Here is a 22,208-nt window from a genome sequence, read left to right as displayed (position 1 = left end):
TTTTTATTTATTGAAATATAATTTTCTTCGTTACAGCATAATCATTTTCCAAAGTCACTTTTACCAATAAAACCTGATTGGCTGATTGTAGATTTGCTATCTGTAATTCAGTAGATCCAACTTTCTTTTTGTTATAAAGTAATTTTCCGTTGATATCAAAAATGGCAACTTCCTTAATAGTTTCTTTTGCTGAAGTAACTTTGATTGTTTTATCTTTTACAGCAACCAGTAGCCCATTTTCGACATTTTCGAAATCACCAGTGCCAAGTGTTTTGTTGGTATAACGAAGTACAAAACGGTCTGCGAAAGTTCCGATTGCCGTTGTAAAGGTATAGTTTGCAGCACGCAGATCCTGAATCTTGCCTGTTGTTTTGTCTTCCAGATAAATGGACTGAGTGGTAAATATACCATCCGCCTGATCAATAGAGATTGTAAAGTCTCCGGCAATGGTAGTCTTATATCCTAACGGAACTATATCCGTATCGGTAAAAGGCAGTGCACGACCCTGGATTACAAATTTTCTTGTCCCTCCAATACTGTAAAAGTCGATGTATTTGTTTCCGTCAAATGAAAGACCATCATATCCTCTGTCGTAATCGTTGCTTGCCCCTTCTATATACCCTACAAGCATTTGTTTGAAGGCTCCTTCCTCATTGGTCAAGTTTAACCACACACGATTTTTTTCTATACCTGTAGTTTTTGAAGTTTTGCCCGGTTTGAAAAACTGAGCGTTTTTATCAGCACCAATACGCATTGAATTGGTAAATTGAATTTGTCCCGGAAAACTAAATCCAGCCATAAAGGATTGTCCAGCTGCTATATAGCCCTGCGGTGCGCTGTTGATATTTCCCGGTGCATTATTTGCAGTTTTTGCTTCTTTCATTGTTTTGGTACCTCCACTCAAATTGTAACTTGCATAATCATCGGCATTATATCTGTAATAACCTCCAAGTGTTACCGGTGTATTGTGTGTCCAGAAATACAATGTCCCCTGCAATAACCCCTTATTGTTAAGATCGGAAAGGAATTTATCGGCATCAATAGCAGACGGATAAGGGTTTCCAATCAAATAATTTTTTCCTGAATCATAGGTTTCACTCGTAACGGTTCCGTTGTTTGGCGTTCCTCTAAAAGTAGCCGTATATGGAGCTCTTACTGTATTTGATGTTCCTTCGGGACCACGGATGATATATCCTTTACCAACAATCATCACATTGGTTTTAGGAGTTGCGACCCAGCCTGTTCCATCAAATCTAAAATATTTATTGCTTTCCGTTAAAGGTGAAACAGCTGCCAAAGTCTGTCCTTTAACAGGCGTTGACCAATATACATAATCCGCCTGACGGATTGGAAGAGTAGTACGTACATACTCAATACTTCCTGTATTGATGTTTGGGTCTGTGTTCGTTTGTAATAAACTGGCAGTATCCTCAAAAGTTAATGAACCCGAATCTATATTAACAAAATTGGTAATGGTCATTGTTTTGCCCTTTTTTATAGTAACTTTTGCATTGTTGGTTACTGTGCAGGAGCATCCATTAACATCTTTATTTACATTGTAATCTGCGGCAAATATTAATACGTCATTCAAAGTAGGATCTGCGTTTCCAGCTGACCATGATGTACCATCCCAGGTGTTACCTGAAATGTCTATTTCATCTGAATATATTGTGCCACATGGGTTATCTGTCGCAAATTTGTATTTTCCAGGAGCTAATCCTGAAATTGTCATAGTCGTTCCTGTGATCGTATAAGTTGCAGTTGTTGAATTTTTTGCCAAATAACGCACAATTCCGGTAGCTGGTAAACCACTTAAATTGACACTTCCTGTTGGTACAGTACAAGTTGGCAATACTTTTGAAACTATTATTGGAGCAATTGGTGCAGGGTTTACATAAGTTGTAGAAGATGTTGGTGTAATCGCTGAACAATTGTTAGGATTACCGTTACTATAGTTTACCGTTACTGTTTTATTTCCTGAAGTTAACCATTTTATAGTTACTGTATTACTTGTGTTTGATAAACTTCCGCCGGCGATATTATAATCTGTACCTAAAGCTCCTGTTACTGTCCAGGCATAATTTGTTTGATTGGGCTGCGTTGTGTATGTTACATCAGTTCCAATACAGGAATCTGTTCCGGCTTGCGAAGTAAATGTAACTGTTGGTACTGGTTTAAGTTCAACTCCTGTTTCAATAGCGTAGTATTCTGTTGTGCATCCAGAAGTTTGTGTAACAGCTCTAAAAGTAGTGTTAACTGTTAAAATATATAAAGGATCAGTCGCTGTTGGCTGATATTCTATCAAACCTTGCGTTCCCTGGATAGGACTCCATGTAACGTTACCATCGGTGCTATATTCCCATCTTAGAACTTTTTGAGAATAAGAATATGGGGAGCCCTGGCCAGGATTATCAAAATTAACCAATTTAAATTTTGGTGTTACAGTTCCCTTACAGATTTGTCCTCCACCTTGAGTTCTTCCACGATCTGTTGTAATTACAGAGAAAGATATTGTATTAGACGGTACTGCCGCAGTTGTTGATAAACATGGAGTTGCGTTAGATATCATTTCGACTCTAATAGCATCTGTACTTACAACATTATAGGCTAAATAAGAATTTGAGGTCTCTGTAAGCAACGTTGACCCATTATACCATTTATAGATCGGAGTAGTTCCTCCATTAATTGGATGTGCAGTAAATCGAACATGTGTGCCCTGGCAAATTGTTAAACTTGGCTGGTCGTGAGTAATGGTTACGCTTGGTACTAAAGTAGGATTTACTTTAATTGTTCCTGTGGCATTTATTGCTCCACATCCGCCGGTTAATTGAATTGTATATGGAAAAGAACCAGTTGCGGTTGGTGTACCACTAATAGTTATTGTATCTGCATTCCAATTCGCAATAACTCCTGCAGGTAATCCGGTTATGGTTCCAATGCCTGTGACTCCGGTTGTTGTGTGTGTTATAGTAATTCCTGCACCAAGACATATAATGGGATTTGATGATGCAGTAACTGTATTTGTTCTAACCGTAATTGTTCCTGTTGCATATGCATTAGTTGAACTGCATCCAGTCAAACGAATACTATAGTTAAATGGGCTTCCAACAGCAGATGTCGGCGTTCCGCTAATAGTTATTACGTCAGATGACCAGGTGGCTGAAACTCCCGGCGGTAAACCATTCGCTCCTGATACACCATTATTCTCAATTCCGGTAGCTACTGTTGTAGTGTGAGTAACTGGTGTAATCGCGCTGTGTATGCAAACATTAGGACTTGATGATGCAGTACTAACAGTATAAGGTGCGGTCGAACCAATTGTTATTTTAAAAATATTTGAATATGCTGCTGCAGTACAAGGTGAATTTTGCACAACTGCCCTGTATGAAGTAGTTTGCGTTAAATTTTCAATGTTCATTCCATTATTTGTATTGTTTATTGAAACAATATTACTAACAAAATTATCTGTTGACGATTCCCATCTAATAGGCAATCCAATATAGCCTGAAAGCTGTAAGCGAGTTATGTAAGTATCACCGGCACAACCAGTAGATTTATCAGCTGTAATAGTTCCTCCATTGCTTAACTGAGAAACAAAAACATTTAAACCTGATGCTCCACTTGTACCACAGCCGTTCGTAGTTGAAACTTCAACTCTTCCGAAATTACCGGCTGTTGAACTGAACGAAACCGTAGCAGAAAGACCATTTGCTGCCGGGGTTATAGTAGCGCCAGTTCCTGTATATACCCAGTTATAAGTTACATTTGGTATAGAATTGACTGTATAAATCGCTGTAGTTCCCTGACACACCGATGAAGATCCTGATGGCGTGTTCGGAGTTGTTGGCTGTGTATTTGTAGCATATAGTGTTCTTGTAGCCGTTTGAATAGGACAACTTCCTGTGGCAGGAACTGTATATGTTATTGTTGCTGTGCCGTTTGCACCTGCAGGAGTAGTGATTACGCCAGTTGAAGAATTGATTGCGGCTATAGCGCTATTGTTTGTAGACCACGTTCCTCCTGAAACAGTAGATGTAAAAGTTGTCGATGCAGGACTATAAGTACATAAATATTGATTTCCGGATAGTATACCTGCTGTACAATAACTAATTCTTACTTGCCCATTTCCCCCATTTCCTCCAATACCGAAACTTGATCCTTTTAGGACGCCGCCACCGCCACCGCCACCTGGATTTGCGCCTTCAACTCCGTTTCCGCCATTATTTCCATCTGCTCCGGTTCCTCCAGCTCCTCCGTTGCCGCCATTACCGCCTTTCCCACCGTTCCCGGTTGAAGTTGAGTTATTTGAGCCATTTGAACCATTCGTATTGGTTGTTCCTCCACTTGCACTTCCACCACTTCCGGCAGAAACAGAAGCATTATGAACAGCCGTGTTACCACCTGAACCTCCGTTTGCATTTAAATTGGTGCCTGAAACAGTCGTTAATGTTGTGTTTCCTCCTGTTGTGCCCGCATTCGAGGTTCCTATAGCACCAGTTCCAACTGAATAAGTTATGATATCACCGGGAGTAACCGTAATTGTTCTTAGAACATATGCACCACCGCCACCGCCAGCACCACCTTCCTTATTAATTAAAGAACCACCTCCAGCACCACCTGCACCCCATATTTCCAGAGTTATACTTGTAACTCCGTTAGGTACTGTCCAGGTTTTTGTTCCGGCTGGTGTAGAATCTGTAAAGGTTTGTGCGAAAGAAAAAAATGAAATTGTAAAAAATAAAAAAGGTAAAAGTAATTTTCGAACCATATTAAATCGTGGCATTTAATTTAAAAAAGATGTTTTTTTATTTTGTTTTGTTTAACGATCGTATGCTATAAAATAATTAAAAAAGAAACAATTGAAAGAAGCCATCTAGTCATGTTAAACGGTTTCAATCAGGATGTTATGTTGGCATAGGATTTAACTTCGCAAATATATACACATCTACGAGTTTGATATAATGATGGTTTCGTAATAATCAATTAATCGATGAAGTGATTGAAATAATCGTTGAAGTGTATATCAAAAAGTATGATTCTGTGGAATTTCTTATAAATCAGTTAATTTAAATATAAGAAAAATCGCAATGTATTGAGTAAAATCGCTTGGTTTTTACAATTTTAGACTAAAAAAAGCGAGGCAGAGTGAATAATTCGCAAGATAGTGACATTTGTATAGGAAAGTATTTTCTGATGAATCTGGATTTTTTAGAGAAATTTTTTAGAAGCTTTTAATAAAAACAGAAGTTATTTTCCTTCCATTTCTTTTACTTTATCATAAACAAAATTACTTTCATAACCACGACGTAAAAGATAGTCGCAGAACTTTTTTCTTTTTTTTAGGAGATTCTTTTCGGGAATATTGTTCCAACATCTTTCAGAAAGATTTTCGAAAGTAGATTCGTACTCTTCTGGTGAAATTTCTTTTAATGCGAGTGAAATATTTGTGGAAGAAATTTGCCTGGCCTTGAGTTCGTTTGTAATCCTGATTTTACCCCACTGTTTTATTCGATGTTTGCCTCTTGCGAAGCTGCAGGCAAAACGAGTTTCATTTAGAAAATTATTTTCAATTAGCTGAACCACAATATAATCGGTTTCATCCGGGGTCATTTTGAGGCTGTATAATTTCGAAACTACTTCGGCATGACAACGTTCCTGATACGCACAAAAGTGTTCTAATTTCAGTAAGGCTTCTTTTATTGTAAAAATTGAATTCATGTGTTTTTTCCTGCTTTTTAACTATTATTGCTAAAAATAGTCATTTTGTTGTTAAAATTTTACCAATATTTTTCGTTTTTCTCAGAAAAAAAAATGCTAAAATGTTGTGTGTGTGGAGAATTATAATATTTTTGCACGAGAAAATTAAGAATTATATGTTGTTTGAAAACAAGATTTTAGCTCAAAAATTTTCCATTTAAAAAGCCAAATTTAAAGTATTGTATTAAAAGTACTTTGCTTTTTTATTTCTTTTTAACGCCCAACCCCAAATCTAAATACCACGCCAATATGATTAAAAAATTACTTTTATTCGTTCGTTCTTTATTTTTAAATTTTTCTAATTCTTCTAAAGAAAGATCTTTTATTCCTGGTTTAAGGATGCTTTGTTTGGGGATGTTTTTTGTTGTTTCATTTGCGAATGCGGCGACAAGAACTGCATCTAGTTCTGGTGCATGGAGTAGCACATCAACTTGGGTTGGTGGAATTCTTCCAGTTGCAGGTGATGATGTAGTAATTAATAGTGGGGTAATTGTCACGTTAGATCTTACCACCCCCACACTTCTTAGTGTAACAGTAAATGCAGCTACAGCAAATAACGGAATAACATTTAATTCTAATTCTGTACTAAACATTAGTGGAGCATTAACAGTGAATTCAGTAAGTGCGACGACGGGTTCAATAACTAGTACAGTTGCTGTGGGTGCAGGAATTTTGAATGCTGGAAGCATATCGATATCTGGAAATACAAATACAAATAGATCTTCTACAGTTTCTGTTAGTTCCGGGACTATTAATGTTACTAATATTACCTTTTCAGGAACAATTGCTCAAGCTAGATTGACATTTACCGGTTCAGGAACTCTTAATATAGCGGGTGATTTAGGCGCAGGAGGAACATTTACAGCAGGAACGACGAGTACAGTTAATTTTAATAATGCTGGAGCACAAAATATTCGTAATTACGCATATAATAATTTAACTATATCTGGAAGTGGAATAAAAACCTTGATCGCGAATACCACAGTTAATGGTGCTTTAAATGTTAAAGCTAATACAACATTAGCTATGTCAACATTTACACTTACAACACCTACTAGTGTGGCATTAGAATGTGGAGCTGTTGCGGGTTCAATAATTTCGGGGAGTGGAACTCTTACTTTAGGAGGTACCGTAACTGTAACTGATATTACCACAGGAACAAGTGGTGCAACAATTTCGTGCCCAGTTGCTTTAGGAGGAAATCGAATATTTAACGTTGGTGATGATGGATCAACTGCAACAGATTTAACAATAAGTGGAGTGATAAGTGGAGGTTCAACGCTTACTAAAAATGGTGTAGGAACCTTGATTTTGTCAGGTTCAAATACATACACAGGTACAACTACAGTGAGTGCAGGTACATTAAAATTAGGTAATACAGCAGGTCTTGGGACAACTGCAGGAGCTACTACAATCATTTCCGGTGCTGTTTTAGATTTAAATGGTATTAATCTAGGGGCAGAATCTTTGACTTTAAACGGAACAGGATTATCTTCTAGTCCAGCAGGAGCCTTAACCAATACAGGAGGAAATGCTTCTTATAGTGGAGCCATAACATTAGGATCAGCCATTACTATTACAGCAACTAGTTCAGGGACATTAACTTGTAGTGGAACTATAGGAACAGGTGTTTTTGGATTAACATTAGATGGGGTAACTGGGAGTTCAGGTATCATGTCAGGTATCATATCAACTCCATCTTTCTTAAATAAAGAAGGTTTAGGAACTTGGACTTTGTCAGGTTCAAATACATATACTGGAACAACATCTGTGAATGCAGGAACACTTAGTTTGGGTGTTGGAGAAGTTTTTTATGGAACTTTAGCTATTGCAGGTGGTGCTTCTGTAGTTACGAATGGTAATGCAGTAACTTTTCGAGGAGGTTTTACAAATAGTGGTACGTTTACAGCAGGAAGCTCAGCGATTACTATATCGGGAACTGCTACTCAAAGTATTGATAGCTTTACAACTACAGGTACAGTAACAATGTCAAAGACAGGAAATAGTACAGCTACATTTAATGGAAATGTAACTGGTGGTGCATTAACAATAAATGGCAATGGGGGGACATTAAATTTAGGGACTAGTTTGACACATACTTTTTCAGGTAACTGGACGAGAACAATAGGAACGTTAAATGGAGGTTCAAGTATCTTAAAGATTGGTGGTGATGTATCTGGTACAGTTGGAACTTTTACTGCAAATACGGGAACAGTTGAATTTAATAATGCAGGGGCACAAAGTTTAGGAACGGTTGCATTAACATTCAATAATCTTATCTTATCAAATTCAGGAACGAAAACATTTTCAGCTTCAATAACCATTTCTGGTAATTTGAATATTAATTCAGGTGTAGTTGCTAATTTAAGTACTGTAACAACACATACTGCAGGAACACTTACATTAGGCGGAGCAACGACACCTGGAGGGTCTTGGGGAAGTACCACTTCAACGGCTAATAATAAAAATAATACTTTTTTTGATACAACAATTGGACTAATAAATGTAGGCTCTTCTTGTACTGCACCATTAACTTTTTCTATGACAGGCGCAAACGATCAGGCTTATTGTAGTACTGAGTCGGGAACAACAATTGGATTATCAGGTTCAGAATCTGGGGTTAACTATCAATTATACAGAGGAACCGTTGCCGTAGGATCACCGGTTGCAGGTACAGGTTTGGCTATCAGTTTTGGCGCATTTAATACTACAGGAAAATATACCGTTACAGCAAGCAAAGTCTCAACTTTGTGTACCGCAACAATGTCGGGAGGGCCAATTACAGTTTATAAATACAGCTCACCACCAACAATAACAGGGACAGCATCGAATGTTGCATGTCCTACGGATGCAACTGGAACAATTTCGATTACAAATGCTTCAAATCCAGCTTCTTTGGCTTTTGTGAGAGCTGGTACGGATGCAACTACTCAAGGAGTAGATCTTAGTCAGAGACTGTTATCCAATAGAGCTAAATTTACAGTTGAGGGCTGGATTAAATTTGATAATTTAAATTATGTTACCAGAATGTCAATTTTTGGGCAAAATAATGCTATTGAAGTTGCCTTTGAACAGGATAATTTAAGATGTTATACTGCTGGTGGGGGACAGGTTGATATGCCTAAGTCTGAAATTACTCCGGGTCTTTGGTATCATATTGCAGTTACAGGAGATGGTACGGTAGGAGGTTTAAAAATTTACCTGAATGGAGTTTTGAAATCATCAGCCGGGAGTTTGACATCAAATTATGGTTCAGATACAAATTATTCAACAAAGATAGGGTATGCAGTAATGGATGCTGCAGGAAATGGTTTAACAGGAGAAATTTTTAAAGTAGGTTTTTGGAGTGAAGCTCTTTTACCAGCAGATGTTGCTAAATTGGCAGCAGGATTTGTAGATTATGATGCTTCTTTTAGTACCTTGATAGCTGGTTATAGCTTTAATGATGGACCTTCAGCTACATCACTTACAGGGGTGGGAAGTTCAGCTCCTGTTGGAACTTTCGTTAACCTCACTACTGCTGCATGGACAGATCCTTATGTATATTCCTGGTCTTCTGCTCCGGCAGGATACACGTCTACAGGAAAAAATTTGACAGGTTTATTGCCTAGAACATATAATGTTACAACATCTCTAAGAAATTGTACCAGTTCAGCGTCATTTACAGTTAATGCTACAAATACGGCTCCATCAATTACAACTCAACCAAGTCCAACAAGTACATGTGTAGCAAATAATGCTTCATTTACTATTGTTGGCTCAGGGACGGGTGTAAATTATCAATGGGAAGTGAGTACAGGAGGAGTTTTTACAGGTCTAACAAATACTGGCGTTTATAGTAATGTGACTACAGCAACGATGAATATTACAGGTGCTACTTCTGGTATGAATAATTATCAGTATCGCTGTATTGTTGGTGGTACATGTACCCCATCAGTTACATCAAATCCAGTTGTGCTTACGGTAAATACACCATCCGTTGCACCGACTAGTATAAGCGGAATAACAACGATCTGTAACGGAAGTTCGACAACATTAACAGCTGTCGGTGGAACTTTGGGAACAGGAGCAACGTATCAATGGGGGACAGGATCTGTAGTTGGAACAAGTCCAATTTCAGGAGCTACCTCAATTTCATATGCGACAGGTGCTCTTAGTAGTAACGCAACTTATTGGGTTAGAATAGAGAACACCGCTTCGCCATGTACTGCTACAACAGGAGGTATTTCTCAAGTGGTGACAGTTAACACCCCATCCGTTGCACCGACTAGTATAAGCGGAACAACAACGATCTGTAACGGAAGTTCGACAACATTAACAGCTGTCGGCGGAACTTTGGGAACAGGAGCAACGTATCAATGGGGAACAGGATCTGTAGTTGGAACAAGTCCAATTTCAGGAGCTACCTCAATTTCATATGCTACAGGTGCTCTTAGTAGTAACGCAACTTATTGGGTTAGAATAGAGAACACCGCTTCGCCATGTGCTGCTACAACAGGAGGTATTTCTCAATTGGTTACAGTTAACCAGGAATCAGCTGATCCAACATCTGCGTCAGCAAGCCTAACAACTATCTGTAATGGAGGAAGTACTACTTTGACGCTTAATGGCGGCGGCGGCGGAACAGGCGAAACCATAAAATGGTATACAGCTTCTTGTGGAGGTACTTTGGCGGGTACTGGTAATAATCTTTCTGTTAGTCCAATAACCACGACAACTTATTATGGACGTTATGAAAACGGAGCTCCATGTAATTATAATTCAGTTTGTTCTTCGGTAACAATAACTGTAAATGCCTTGCCAACGGCTATAGCTGGAGGCAGCCAAGCAATTTGTTCAAATGCAACAGCAACGGTAAGCGGGGCAACATCATCAAACGGAACAATATTATGGACCGAAAACGGTGCAGGAAGTATTACATCTGGAGCAACTACGTTGACACCCGTTTATACTGCTGCTCCGGGAGATGCCGGAAATACAGTTACACTTACGATGACGGTTTCTAATAGTCCATGTACAAATGCTACTGCAACTTATAGTGTAATAGTAAATGCCCTGCCAACAACCCCAACAGCCACAGTAACCATACAACCAACCTGTTCAGTAAATACAGGAACAATAGTAGTAACAGCACCAACAGGTGCAGGTATTACCTATAGTATAGACGGTACTAATTATTTTGCATCAGGGACTTTTAGCAATGTTGCGGTAGGATCTCATACGGTAAGTGTAAAAAATAGTTCTGATTGTGTTGCCACAATGGCATCACCTTTATCAGTTTCACCACCAGTTACTAAAACATGGCTAGGAGGACAAGGTTCAGGCTCTCAACTTACAGACTGGAGTTATGGTCCAAACTGGAATCCTGCGGGAATTCCAACTTCTGCAGACTGTGTGATTATACCAACTACACCAAATAATCCAATTATTTCGGGTACTAATCTTGAATTTTATGCCAATACACTTTCTGTAATAGCTAACGGTTCTTTAGTAGTGCAAAGTGGTAACACTTTAAAAGTTACTGACGCAATAACAGTAGCTCCAACTGGTACACTAACCTTTCAGGATAGTTCTACTTTATTGCAGGAAAGTACAGATAACACAATCAATACAGGAAGTATTGAGTATGTACGTACTACTCTTCCAATTCGTCAGGCGGATTATGTATATTGGTCAACGCCTGTTAAAGGACAGACTTTGGCAGCTGTTTCACCTTTAACGGAAAGCAATAAATATTTTAGATTTGATGGAACAGGCTGGGTCGCAACTCCTAAAACCAATGTGATGATTGTTGGTAAAGGATATATCATCCGTGGTCCCGAAGGAACATCAAATACAGTAAGAGCTCCATATACGGCTACTTTTAGAGGAACGCCAAACAACGGAACCGTTACGAGTGAAACCTATGATTCAGGAAAAAATTATTTGATTGGAAACCCTTATCCGTCTGCTATTGATGCCGATAAATTCCTTTCCGATCTTAACAATAAGGGGGTATTGCAGGGGACATTGTATTTCTGGACACACAATACACCGGTAACACTTGGAGGTTATTACAGATATAATGCCGATGATTATGCAAGTTATAATTTGAGTGGAGGTACCAAAACAATGAAAGCCGCAAAAACAGCAAATGATGCACCGGGAAATATTAACAGCGCACCGCAGGGCTATATAGCAGCTGGACAATCCTTTATGGCTGGATTTAGTTTTCCGGGACAAATTCAATTTACCAATTCAATGCGTATTGGTGCTGATAAAAACGCTCAGTTTTTCAAACCGGGCAAAACTTCAAAAACTACAGGTATAGAAAAAAATCGTGTGTGGTTAAACTTGACCAATGAGGAAGGAGCCTTCAAACAAATGCTTGTAGGGTATATAGAAGGGGCAAGCAACGATTACGACAGAGGATATGATGGTCTTTCATTTGACGGAAACAAATACATCGACTTTTACAGTATTGGAGGGACAAGAAAATTTGTAATTCAGGGACGTGCACTGCCTTTTACCGATACGGATACAGTTCCGTTAGGATATAAGACTACCATTGCCGGGGATTTTACGATCTCTATTGATCAGGCGGATGGTATATTTACCACTCAGTCCATTTATCTGGAAGACAAAATAACGGGTAAGATTCAGGACCTGCGTGCTGCAAACTATACCTTTACAACGGCAATCGGAAATTTCGCAGACCGTTTTGTACTTCGTTATACCAACAAAACACTTGGCACTGGTGATTTCGAAAATGTCGAAAATGGACTTTTAGTTTCTGTAAAAGATAAAACAATCAAAGTAATATCAGCAAAAGAAAACATCAAAGAAGTTACCGTTTTTGATATCAACGGAAAACTACTTTATAACAAAAAGAAAGTTGGATCTACTGAATTACAGATAGCAAATCTACAATCAGTCAATCAGGTTTTATTGGTAAAAGTGACTTTGGAAAATGATTATGCTGTAACGAAGAAAATCGTATTTCAATAAATAAAAAACCAGGAATACAAAAAAACTCCATTCGCCGCGGCGAATGGAGTTTTTTGTAAAATCTAAAATCTAATTATTTCTTTTCAATCAAAATACTTACGGCATTTCCTCCAAAACCAACCGCATTAATTAATACCTTTTTAATTGATTTGGTTTGAGTTTGCTTCTCTCCAAATGGTACTGCAACAAACGCATTATGCTGCATCATTAAAAGAGCTAATTCCAAACTTAATATTCCGGACGCTCCAAACGTGTGTCCAATTTTCCATTTATTTGTTGTCAGTAGTGGCAATTTTGATCCGAATACTTTTTCGATGGCACGCAATTCTGTTAAATCTCCTTTTATCGTTCCGGGAGCATGCATTACGATAACGTCAATATCTTCCAGATTTTCATCTTTTAATGCCATTTTCATTGATTTCTGAAAACAGTCTGCTTCCGCAGAAATCGAAATATTGTGTTCCAGAATTTCTGTTGCATAACCAACACCTGTAATGTAAGCAATTGCATTGTCTTTTTCTCCAGCTTCTAAACAACAAACTGCCGAGCCTTCACCCAAAATCATAGTGTTTTGCGTTTTCTCAAAATCAAAAGCAAGATTTGGCCAGACTTCTTCGATTTGATTAATGCGTGAATAGATTTTCAAAGCTCTCATTTGAGCAATGGTAAAATCAGTCAGCGGTGCTTCACTCCCTCCTACTAAAAACTTATCGGCCATTCCTGATTTCAACCATGCTACTCCATTTAATAATGCGTGAAGTGCTGTTGAACAAGTTATGGAATGTGAAATTTCAGGACCAACACTTTGTAAATCATGCGCAATCCAGGACGAAATATTCCCTAAAGTAGTGGTTGGAGAAGCTAAGGTCTGCGCTTTTCCGGTATCTATATATTCCTTATAATGCTTTTCAAATAAATCTGTAGCACCACGAGAGGATCCGATATTGATTCCGAAGATATCTTCTGAACTCCAGCCCGCTTGCTGAACTGCTTTTCTCGAAGCTGCTAAAGCAAATAAAACGGAATCATCTAAAAATTTATATTTAGGATCTGATTCCCGAATTTCGGCAACAATCTGTTTTGATTTGGCACTTAAAGCAGCAACCGAAGTTTCCTGCTGATCCAGGAATTGTTGTGAAAAACAATGTTGGTTATCAAGGTATTTTTGCCAAACTTCATCGACATTATTCCCTAAAGGGGAAATAGAAGAAAAAGCCGTTATGGAGATTTTTTGTGTATTCAAAATAGTATTTTTATGACTATTGCATTTAACCGCAAAGGTCGCAAGGATTTACGCAAAGGTCGCAAAACTTTGCAAAATGTTTGAATTAATTAATCGCAAAGTTCACGAAGTTTTGTGAAAAATGGAACACTGAAGACGTGGATTAAGCTGATCTGCACCGATTTCAAATTATTTATCGGCGTAAATACGTTTAATCCGTCAAATCTGTGGGCAAAATCATACCATTTCTATGGCTTCTTCAATTGTTTTATAAACTTTCTGAAGTTGTTCATCAGTCATTATATACGGTGGCAGAATATAAGCTATGTTTCCAACCGGTCTTAAAATAACGCCTTTATCGATAAAGAAATTATACAATTTTGTACGCATCGATCCATAGTAGCTTTCTTCAGCATCTGATTTGATTTCAACAGCAAAAATAACCCCTAATGTTCTGGCCGTAATTACTTTTGAATGGTTTTCAATTTTTTGCTGAAACTCTAAATGACTTTTATTGATTCTCTCAATATTAGCCTGCATTTCATCCGTTTGCAATAAATCAATACTGGCCAATGCTGCCGCACAACCTGTTGGGTTTGCAGTAAAAGTGTGACCGTGAAATAAGGCTTTATTGATATCATCATCATAAAAAGCATCAAAAACTTCTTGGGTGAATGTTGTAATCGCCATCGGAATTGTGCCTCCGGTTAATGCTTTCGATAAACAAATCATATCCGGATCTTCTGAAACATAATCCATTGCAAAGGTTTTACCCGTTTTACCAAAGCCCGTCATTACTTCATCAGCGATTGTCAAAACCTTATTCTCTTTACAAATCTGAATTAATTTAGCTAATGCATCGGCTTCATACATCACCATTCCGGCTGCACCCTGTACCAAAGGTTCAAAAATAAATCCAGCACAATTGTGAGTTTTAATTACATTTTTCAACGCTTCAAAACTTTCCTCTTCCTGCCCTTTAACCGGAACCGGAATTCTGACAACATCAATAAACATTCCTTGAAAGGCCTGCGTATAAAACGAAATTCCACTTGCCGCCATGGCCGCAAAAGTATCTCCGTGAAACGCATTTTCGAAAGCAATTATAGTTGTACGTTTTTCATTTTTATTGAAGAAATACTGCAGTGCCACTTTAATTGCTACTTCTACAGCAGTTGAACCATTGTCTGAAAAGAAGATTTTCTGTTGATTTTTTGGCAGAATTTCGATCAATTTCTCCGCCACTTTTATGGCCGGTTCATGTGTAAATCCACCAAACAAAACATGTTCTAAAGTCGTCAATTGCTTGTAAATCGCATCGGCAATAAATTTATTGCTATGTCCAAAAGGGTTTACCCACCAAGAGGCGATCGCATCAATGTATTCTTTATTGTTTTCATCCCAAAGCAGTGCGCCTTCTCCTCTTGAAATTGCGATTGGCGTTTGCGAAGTTTTATGCTGGGTATAAGGATGCCACAGGTATTGGCTGTCTTTTTCTGTTAATGTCATTTTTTTAGAGAATAGATTATAGAGTCAAGAAGAAAGACTAAACTCTATAGTTTCCGCAAAGATAAGAAAGTCTATTTGCTAACCCTCAATTCTTGTTTCTATTCTCCTAATTCAATAGTCTATTTTCTTACCAGCAATTCCTGTTTAAATCTCTATCTTCTTCTTGCCTCTTGCTTCTTGCCTCTATAATCTATCTCTATATACTACAACCCAAGAATTTTTTCCCGAAATAAATCGGCGTATTCGCGAATGACGTTTTGGTCGAAATACGGTTCTTCGTCAATTCTTCCTATGCATTTTATTCCGGTTTTATTCAGAATCAAACTTTCCGTCGATTTGTTTTCGCTTCCGCTGAAGATAATTCCTGCCACTTTAAAACCTCTACTTTGAATTGCTTCAATAGTCAATAAAGTATGGTTGATGCTTCCCAAGTAATGTCTCGAAACGACAATTATTTTATAATCAGGCTGAATCAAATCTACAATTGTATCTTTTTCGTTCAATGGAACAAAAATTCCTCCCGCACCTTCAATAACCAAATGATTTTCTGTTTTTGGCTCCTGAATTTTTTTTAAATCAATTGTAATTCCATCAATTTCTGCAGCCAAATGAGGACTTGCTGGTGTATTTAATTGATAAGCGTTTGGGTAAAAATGGGATTTAGAATTTGAAACCTGAGATTTCACTTTATGACTATCAGAATTGTCTAAATCTCCCGCCTGAATTGGTTTCCAATAATCGGCTTCTAAAGCTTCAACCACAATTGCTGAAGTCACCGTTTTACCAACATCGGTGGAAATTCCTGTTATAAATATTTTCATAAGCTTTTGTTTCACAGAGATTCACAAAGAAGGCACCAAGATTCACAAAATTTTATATTCTTTTTGCGTTACTTTGCGACTTCTTTGTGAATCTCTGTGTAATATTCTCCGCAAAAATACCAATAAAAATAACAAACCCATCAATTACGATGGGTTGAGTTTTATTCATCTTTTAATTCGTCGATTACTTTTTTGATCTCTTTGGCATATTTCCCATAAAATTTATGAACCCACCATTCTAAAGCAATTCCCATAAAAAGCATGCTAAAAACAACAATTCCAAACAATACGACCAATTGATAATTTGTTACTCCAGTAGTTAAAAATCCAGGGATTTTTTCAGAAAGGTCATTATACAAAAGACCTATTGTGCCCATAATCATAAAAGGAGTTAATGCAAATCCCCAAGTTTTGTACAATTCCATATTCAGTCTAATATCAAAATAAGTTTCATACAAACTGTCTTTTGTTTTTAATGTAATAGCGCCCAATCTTTTATAAAAGAAATAAAGCTTTGCTAAATAATAAACGCAAACCGCCACAAAAAAGCTAAAAAGTAAGTAAAACAATATTATTCCTTTTTGTGGAAAATCATATATTAAAGGAATAAATCCGATAAGGACAATCGAAATGCTTTGGTGAAAAAACTCCTTTTTTAAATTTTTCTTAATCTTATCCAATGGTGTATTGGCCGACTGTATTTTTTCTAAATTATCTGGAAGAACAACATTTTCAGTCTTTTCGTTATTCCATGCGTTTTGTATATCGTTAAAATCCATATCCCTGATTTTTAATAATTTCTTTTAATTTTTCTTTTGCTCTGTTTAGTTTCACCCTGGCATTTCCTTCAGAAATTCCTAGATTCTCGCCAATTTCCTTATGCGAAAAGCCTTCTAACTGATAGAAAATAATTGCTTTGTCGATTTTTTCCAATTTCTGGACCGCTTTATAAAAATGATCAAGCTGACTTTCTTTGATGTGTGAGTCTCCTTCGTCATCTTTAATGTTCTCCGAAGCAATTTCATATTTATCAACTTTACGCTTTTCCTTTCTAAGAAAAACGATAGCCGTATTTACTGCCACCCGATACATCCAGGTCGAAAACTGACTTTCGTTTCGAAAAGTGTCATATGATTTCCAAAGCTGACAAACAATCTCCTGAAACAAATCCTGTTGATCGTCACGGTTATCCATGTAGATCTTAGAAACCTTGTATAGAATTCCCTTGTGACTTTCTATCCGGTTTAAAAATTCTTGTTCTTTTTCTTTCAAAACAATCTATTTCAATATTGGTTTTACTTTATATCCAGCTTTTCTTAACAAATTAATTACTCCTTCTTCACCTCCTAAATGCGCCGCACCAAATGCAAAAAACACACTTTCTTTTTTCATTAGTTCAGGCATGTTTTTTACCCAATTATTATTTCTATTATCAAGCATAACCTTTTTTGTTGTTTCGCTTGTAAATTTCTCATCAGTAGTAATATCATACAAACCATCAATATTTTCTGACTTGTAAGTTGCTACTAATTTAGTCGTTTCTTCAGAAGTTGATTCTGATAGCATAGTAATCATCTCATCATTAGAATAAGCACTATCAAACATTGCTAATTGAGATTTAACCGTTTCTAATCCTCCGATTTCAATATTTCGTTTTTTAGCTTGCTCTATAAATTCCATTTCATAAAGCTTCATATCTGTACAGCCAAAACTTTTCATCGAAATTAAACTCATCACCGTCATTAAACTAAAACTGTCTACTTGCTGCACATTCATTCCGGTTGTTTTTTTTAGAATTAAATCTAATTTAGCCAATTGTTCCGGATTTAACTTTTTACTTAATGGTTCCTTTCCCATCGCCATTTTCTGCATATCTGACATTTCATTCGGATCAGCAAAATTGATTTCTAAAACTAATTTATTGGAAGCTTCAAATGCTTTTTTTGTTTTTTCCGAAAGAAAATAATCTCCTCCACAAATCATATGAATGGTTCCGTACAGATAAGAAGGTTTTGATAATCCGTTTCCTGAAACCTCCCATAAAAGAGAATTTTCTAGTTTTGGAGATTTGGTTTGCGCTTGACTAGCAACACTAAAAATAATTGCGATTGCTGTAACTATTGATTTGAATAAATTTTTCATTTGTTTGATTGATTAAATTGATTGAGGATTATATTTTGATGATTGATTGATTTGATGATTGAAACCCGCTGTTGTTATTTGATGTTTTTTTTACGTTGCCACGATACTATCGAAATCGCAAACAAACAAATCATTACAACGAGTATTTCTGTTCTTGGTTTATCTAAAATAAAATGGTTTACTAAAGTGTACCCTAATCCTAAAGAAGTGAAAAATATAAATACAATACTTTCGCTTTTTGAAGTTGATGCTGTTTTCATAATTATTTTGGTTTATTTGATTACGACTCGTAAGTAATCAAACAATCAAAACGTTACAAAAAAAATTAAACTTTTTAAAACTTTTTAAAAAAAGTGAGGAAAGACGGGATGTTTCGCAGAGACTCACAAAGAAAAAAAACAGAGATTCACAAAAAACTTTGCGACTCTCTGCGTTAATTTTGTGTATCTCTGTGTAATAATTTAAACTAAAAAACGAAATCTCTCAGAAGTTCTAAAACCTGATTAATTTCCTCTTCTGAATTGTAACTATGGATACAAAAGCGAAGACGTTCCTGACCTTCCGGAACGGTTGGCGAAAGAATTGGTTTTACATCAAAACCTTTATCTTGTAGTTGTTGCGCTAATTGCTTTACTTTTTCATTCCCGGGAACTATCGCTGATTGTATTGCCGATTTACTTCGGACAAACATGGGCTTCAAACCTAATAAGTTTTTCTGTTGATTGAAAAACACAATGTTTTGACGCAGTTTTTCAATGTTTTCCTTTTCAATTTCTAAATGCTGATAAGCCAATAAAATTGTAGCAACAGAATGTGGAGACAATCCTGTTGTATAAATAAAACTTCGGGCGAAGTTTACCAGATATTTTTTAAGTTCGAGACTTCCTAAAACAACTGCGCCGTGACATCCTAAACCTTTTCCAAACGTCATAATTCGGGCAAAAATTCTATGATGTAAATTTAGATATTGTATCAGGCCTTCGCCTTTTTCACCAAAAACGCCTAAAGTATGGGCTTCGTCTACAACTAAATAGCAATTGTACTTTTCTGAAAGTGCAACTAGCCCTTCCAGGTTTGGACTGTCACCGTCCATAGAAAAAACGGTTTCAGTGACTATATAGATATTTGTGTTTGGAAATTTTAAAATTAGTCGCTCTAAATCTTCAAAATCATTATGATTGAATTTGTATGATTTAGCATTAGACATACTGATTCCGTCACGAATAGAAGCGTGACTTAGTTCATCATACAAAATAACATCATTTCGTTGCGGTACAGCGCTAAAAAAACCAACATTGACATCGTAACCCGAATTAAAAATCAAAGCTGTTTCAGCGTCTTGAAATTCAGCAATAAAAATTTCTGCTATTTGATATAAGGAATGATTTCCGGAAATTAATCGGGAACCCGTTGCACCATTCTGAATAATCTCATTTTCGATTAAATAATGATGTGCCAATTTGAAAATGGCTTCAGATCTTGAAAAGCCGATATAATCGTTTGAAGAAAAATCAACAAGGTTATTAAAACTTGGCAATTGTCTTAACGCATTATTTTCCATCCGGGTTTCAAGCTTTTGAATAAGATTTTCAGGTAATTTCATAAAAGCAAAGTTATGAAATTCAAAATAAATGACGTAAAACCTAATCTAAGCACTATTAATAAAAAAAGCCAAACATGTTGAAGTGGCTTTTTCATTTATTTTGAAATTATTTTAGTCAACTAAAACAATTACTTTATTGTCTTTCATCTCGATAGTACCTGACGTAATCTCTAATGTATAGGTTTGGTCATTTACTTTCGTGAATTTATCCGCTACCTCTTTAGAAAAATTGAAACTTGACGCTGCAATTTTAATAGTTCCTTTTTCTAAAATAGAAACAATAGGAGCGTGATTATTCAAAATTTGAAAGCTTCCATCAACTCCAGGCAATGTAACTGATGTTACTTCTCCTGAAAATAATTTTGCTTCTGGTGATACTATTTCTAAAATCATCTTTTTTTAGTTATGAGTTATAAATTATGAATTATAAGTGAGCAGAAACTCATAACTTATAACTCACAATTCATAATTATATTAAGCCTCTGCTAACATTTTTTCTCCAGCTTCGATAGCATCCTGGATAGAACCTTTCAAGTTGAAAGCTGCTTCCGGAAGATGATCTAACTCACCGTCGATAATCATGTTGAATCCTTTGATAGTATCTTTAATGTCAACCAATACTCCAGGAATACCTGTAAATTGCTCCGCTACGTGGAAAGGCTGAGACAAGAAACGTTGAACACGACGTGCTCTTGATACTGATAATTTATCTTCTTCAGATAACTCTTCCATACCAAGGATCGCGATAATATCTTGCAATTGTTTGTATTTTTGAAGAATCTCTTTTACTCTTTGTGCACAGTCGTAGTGTTCAGCTCCTAAGATTTGAGGAGTCAAAATTCTTGAAGTAGAATCTAACGGGTCAACCGCCGGATAAATACCTAACTCAGCAATTTTACGAGACAATACAGTTGTAGCATCTAAGTGAGCAAACGTTGTTGCTGGTGCCGGGTCAGTTAAATCATCCGCAGGAACGTAAACCGCTTGTACAGATGTAATAGATCCTTTGTTTGTAGATGTAATACGCTCTTGCATAGCTCCCATCTCTGTTGCCAAAGTTGGTTGGTATCCTACTGCAGAAGGCATACGTCCTAAAAGTGCTGATACCTCAGAACCTGCTTGTGTAAAACGGAAGATGTTATCAACGAAAAACAATACGTCTTTACCTTGATCAGTTCCAGCTCCATCACGGAAATACTCAGCGATAGATAATCCTGAAAGTGCTACACGTGCACGAGCTCCAGGAGGCTCATTCATTTGTCCGAAAACGAAAGTAGCTTTAGACTCTCTCATTCCTGGCATATCTACTTTAGATAAATCCCATCCTCCATTTTCCATAGAGTGCATGAAATCATCACCGTATTTAATAATTCCTGACTCTAACATCTCACGAAGCAAGTCATTTCCTTCACGTGTTCTTTCACCTACTCCTGCGAATACTGAAAGTCCACCGTGACCTTTTGCAATATTGTTGATCAACTCCTGAATCAATACTGTTTTACCAACACCAGCACCTCCAAACAATCCAATTTTACCCCCTTTTGCGTAAGGCTCGATCAAATCGATTACTTTAATACCTGTGAATAAAACTTCAGATGAGGTTGATAAATCTTCAAACCTAGGAGCTTGTCTGTGAATAGACAAACCATTTTCTCCTGTTTTTGGCAAGTTTCCTAAACCATCAATTGCATCTCCAATCACATTGAATAATCTTCCATATACATCTGGACCGATTGGCATTTGGATTGGATTACCAGTTCCAACTACTTCATATCCTCTAGACAAACCGTCTGTAGAGTCCATAGAGATTGTACGAACAGTGTTTTCTCCAATATGAGATTGTACTTCTAGAACTAATAAAGTTCCATCTTTTTTAGTGACTTCTAGTGAATCATAAATTTTTGGAAGTTCAACATCCTTACCGTTGAAAACTACGTCAACTACTGGTCCAATGATTTGAGCAACTTTTCCTATTACTTTTGACATTACTTATGTATTTATTAAATAGCTATTTAGGTTTATCGAAAATACCTCTTTTTTCAGAGCGCAAAGATAATTTTTTAAAATATAAAATCAATTTTTTTTTCATAAAAAATACCATGATTTTGTTTGATTCCTAAAAGACAGGTCTCAAATATCTAAAATGACAATTTTTACGCAAATAAAA

At 36.7% G+C, this 22,208-nt stretch carries 13 protein-coding genes; 1 reads left to right on the top strand and 12 read right to left on the bottom strand.

What is annotated here, in order from left to right:
• Nucleotides 1-7: 7 nt before the first annotated feature.
• The gene (locus IHE43_RS03515) at nt 8-4,783 is read right to left on the bottom strand and encodes a T9SS sorting signal type C domain-containing protein (protein WP_192186706.1); all 4,776 of its coding nucleotides are present in this window, start codon (nt 4,781-4,783) and stop codon (nt 8-10) included.
• Between the two features lie 464 nt (nt 4,784-5,247).
• Nucleotides 5,248-5,718: a regulatory protein RecX gene (locus IHE43_RS03510; RefSeq protein ID WP_192186705.1), complete on the bottom strand. Its 471-nt coding sequence runs from the start codon at nt 5,716-5,718 to the stop codon at nt 5,248-5,250.
• Between the two features lie 288 nt (nt 5,719-6,006).
• On the opposite strand from IHE43_RS03510, the gene IHE43_RS03505 reads away from it, so the two are divergent.
• Nucleotides 6,007-12,744: an autotransporter-associated beta strand repeat-containing protein gene (locus IHE43_RS03505; RefSeq protein WP_192186704.1), complete on the top strand. Its 6,738-nt coding sequence runs from the start codon at nt 6,007-6,009 to the stop codon at nt 12,742-12,744.
• A 73-nt stretch (nt 12,745-12,817) separates the two neighbouring features.
• Here the strand turns inward: IHE43_RS03505 and IHE43_RS03500 are convergent, their stop codons facing one another.
• The 10 genes from IHE43_RS03500 to atpD all read right to left on the bottom strand — a co-directional run bounded on the left by IHE43_RS03500 (nt 12,818) and on the right by atpD (nt 22,027).
• Nucleotides 12,818-13,987, bottom strand: a complete 1,170-nt coding sequence (locus IHE43_RS03500; RefSeq protein WP_192186703.1) for a beta-ketoacyl synthase N-terminal-like domain-containing protein — start codon at nt 13,985-13,987, stop codon at nt 12,818-12,820.
• 216 nt (nt 13,988-14,203) lie between these two features.
• The gene (gene bioA / locus IHE43_RS03495; protein WP_192186702.1) at nt 14,204-15,475 is read right to left on the bottom strand and encodes an adenosylmethionine--8-amino-7-oxononanoate transaminase; all 1,272 of its coding nucleotides are present in this window, start codon (nt 15,473-15,475) and stop codon (nt 14,204-14,206) included.
• A gap of 203 nt (nt 15,476-15,678) precedes the next feature.
• On the bottom strand, nt 15,679-16,296 hold the full coding sequence (bioD, locus tag IHE43_RS03490) for a dethiobiotin synthase (RefSeq protein ID WP_192186701.1): 618 nt from the start codon (nt 16,294-16,296) through the stop codon (nt 15,679-15,681).
• Between the two features lie 161 nt (nt 16,297-16,457).
• Nucleotides 16,458-17,075 (bottom strand): hypothetical protein, encoded by a 618-nt coding sequence (locus tag IHE43_RS03485; protein ID WP_192186700.1) that lies wholly within the window; start codon nt 17,073-17,075, stop codon nt 16,458-16,460.
• Complete coding sequence (locus IHE43_RS03480) at nt 17,065-17,568, bottom strand: RNA polymerase sigma factor (protein WP_192186699.1); 504 nt, start codon at nt 17,566-17,568, stop codon at nt 17,065-17,067. The genes IHE43_RS03485 and IHE43_RS03480 overlap by 11 nt, the downstream gene beginning before the upstream one ends.
• A 6-nt stretch (nt 17,569-17,574) precedes the next feature.
• Entirely contained in the window at nt 17,575-18,438 is an 864-nt protein-coding gene (locus tag IHE43_RS03475) for a TraB/GumN family protein (RefSeq protein ID WP_192186698.1), read from the bottom strand.
• A 74-nt stretch (nt 18,439-18,512) separates the two neighbouring features.
• Nucleotides 18,513-18,698 (bottom strand): hypothetical protein, encoded by a 186-nt coding sequence (locus tag IHE43_RS03470; protein WP_192186697.1) that lies wholly within the window; start codon nt 18,696-18,698, stop codon nt 18,513-18,515.
• 206 nt (nt 18,699-18,904) lie between these two features.
• Complete coding sequence (locus tag IHE43_RS03465; protein ID WP_192186696.1) at nt 18,905-20,041, bottom strand: pyridoxal phosphate-dependent aminotransferase family protein; 1,137 nt, start codon at nt 20,039-20,041, stop codon at nt 18,905-18,907.
• A 111-nt stretch (nt 20,042-20,152) separates the two neighbouring features.
• Nucleotides 20,153-20,434: a F0F1 ATP synthase subunit epsilon gene (locus IHE43_RS03460; protein WP_192186695.1), complete on the bottom strand. Its 282-nt coding sequence runs from the start codon at nt 20,432-20,434 to the stop codon at nt 20,153-20,155.
• An 81-nt stretch (nt 20,435-20,515) separates the two neighbouring features.
• Nucleotides 20,516-22,027 carry a F0F1 ATP synthase subunit beta gene (gene atpD / locus IHE43_RS03455; RefSeq protein WP_192186694.1) on the bottom strand — a complete coding sequence of 504 codons (1,512 nt, stop codon included), beginning with the start codon at nt 22,025-22,027 and terminating at the stop codon, nt 20,516-20,518.
• Between the last annotated feature and the right edge of the window lie 181 nt (nt 22,028-22,208).

Source organism: Flavobacterium sp. MDT1-60, from assembly GCF_014844035.1.
Taxonomy (GTDB): Bacteria; Bacteroidota; Bacteroidia; order Flavobacteriales; family Flavobacteriaceae; genus Flavobacterium.
This window is presented reverse-complemented; position numbering and strand designations above follow the sequence as displayed.

What these genes read in the sequence shown, in the direction of transcription:
- IHE43_RS03485 (WP_192186700.1), bottom strand. Translation starts at nt 17,075, where the DNA reads ATGGATTTTAACGATATACAAAACGCATGGAATAACGAAAAGACTGAA.
- IHE43_RS03510 (WP_192186705.1), bottom strand. Translation starts at nt 5,718, where the DNA reads ATGAATTCAATTTTTACAATAAAAGAAGCCTTACTGAAATTAGAACAC.
- atpD (WP_192186694.1), bottom strand. Translation starts at nt 22,027, where the DNA reads ATGTCAAAAGTAATAGGAAAAGTTGCTCAAATCATTGGACCAGTAGTT.
- bioA (WP_192186702.1), bottom strand. Translation starts at nt 15,475, where the DNA reads ATGACATTAACAGAAAAAGACAGCCAATACCTGTGGCATCCTTATACC.
- IHE43_RS03505 (WP_192186704.1), top strand. Translation starts at nt 6,007, where the DNA reads ATGATTAAAAAATTACTTTTATTCGTTCGTTCTTTATTTTTAAATTTT.
- IHE43_RS03470 (WP_192186697.1), bottom strand. Translation starts at nt 18,698, where the DNA reads ATGAAAACAGCATCAACTTCAAAAAGCGAAAGTATTGTATTTATATTT.
- bioD (WP_192186701.1), bottom strand. Translation starts at nt 16,296, where the DNA reads ATGAAAATATTTATAACAGGAATTTCCACCGATGTTGGTAAAACGGTG.
- IHE43_RS03475 (WP_192186698.1), bottom strand. Translation starts at nt 18,438, where the DNA reads ATGAAAAATTTATTCAAATCAATAGTTACAGCAATCGCAATTATTTTT.
- IHE43_RS03460 (WP_192186695.1), bottom strand. Translation starts at nt 20,434, where the DNA reads ATGATTTTAGAAATAGTATCACCAGAAGCAAAATTATTTTCAGGAGAA.
- IHE43_RS03515 (WP_192186706.1), bottom strand. Translation starts at nt 4,783, where the DNA reads ATGCCACGATTTAATATGGTTCGAAAATTACTTTTACCTTTTTTATTT.
- IHE43_RS03465 (WP_192186696.1), bottom strand. Translation starts at nt 20,041, where the DNA reads ATGAAATTACCTGAAAATCTTATTCAAAAGCTTGAAACCCGGATGGAA.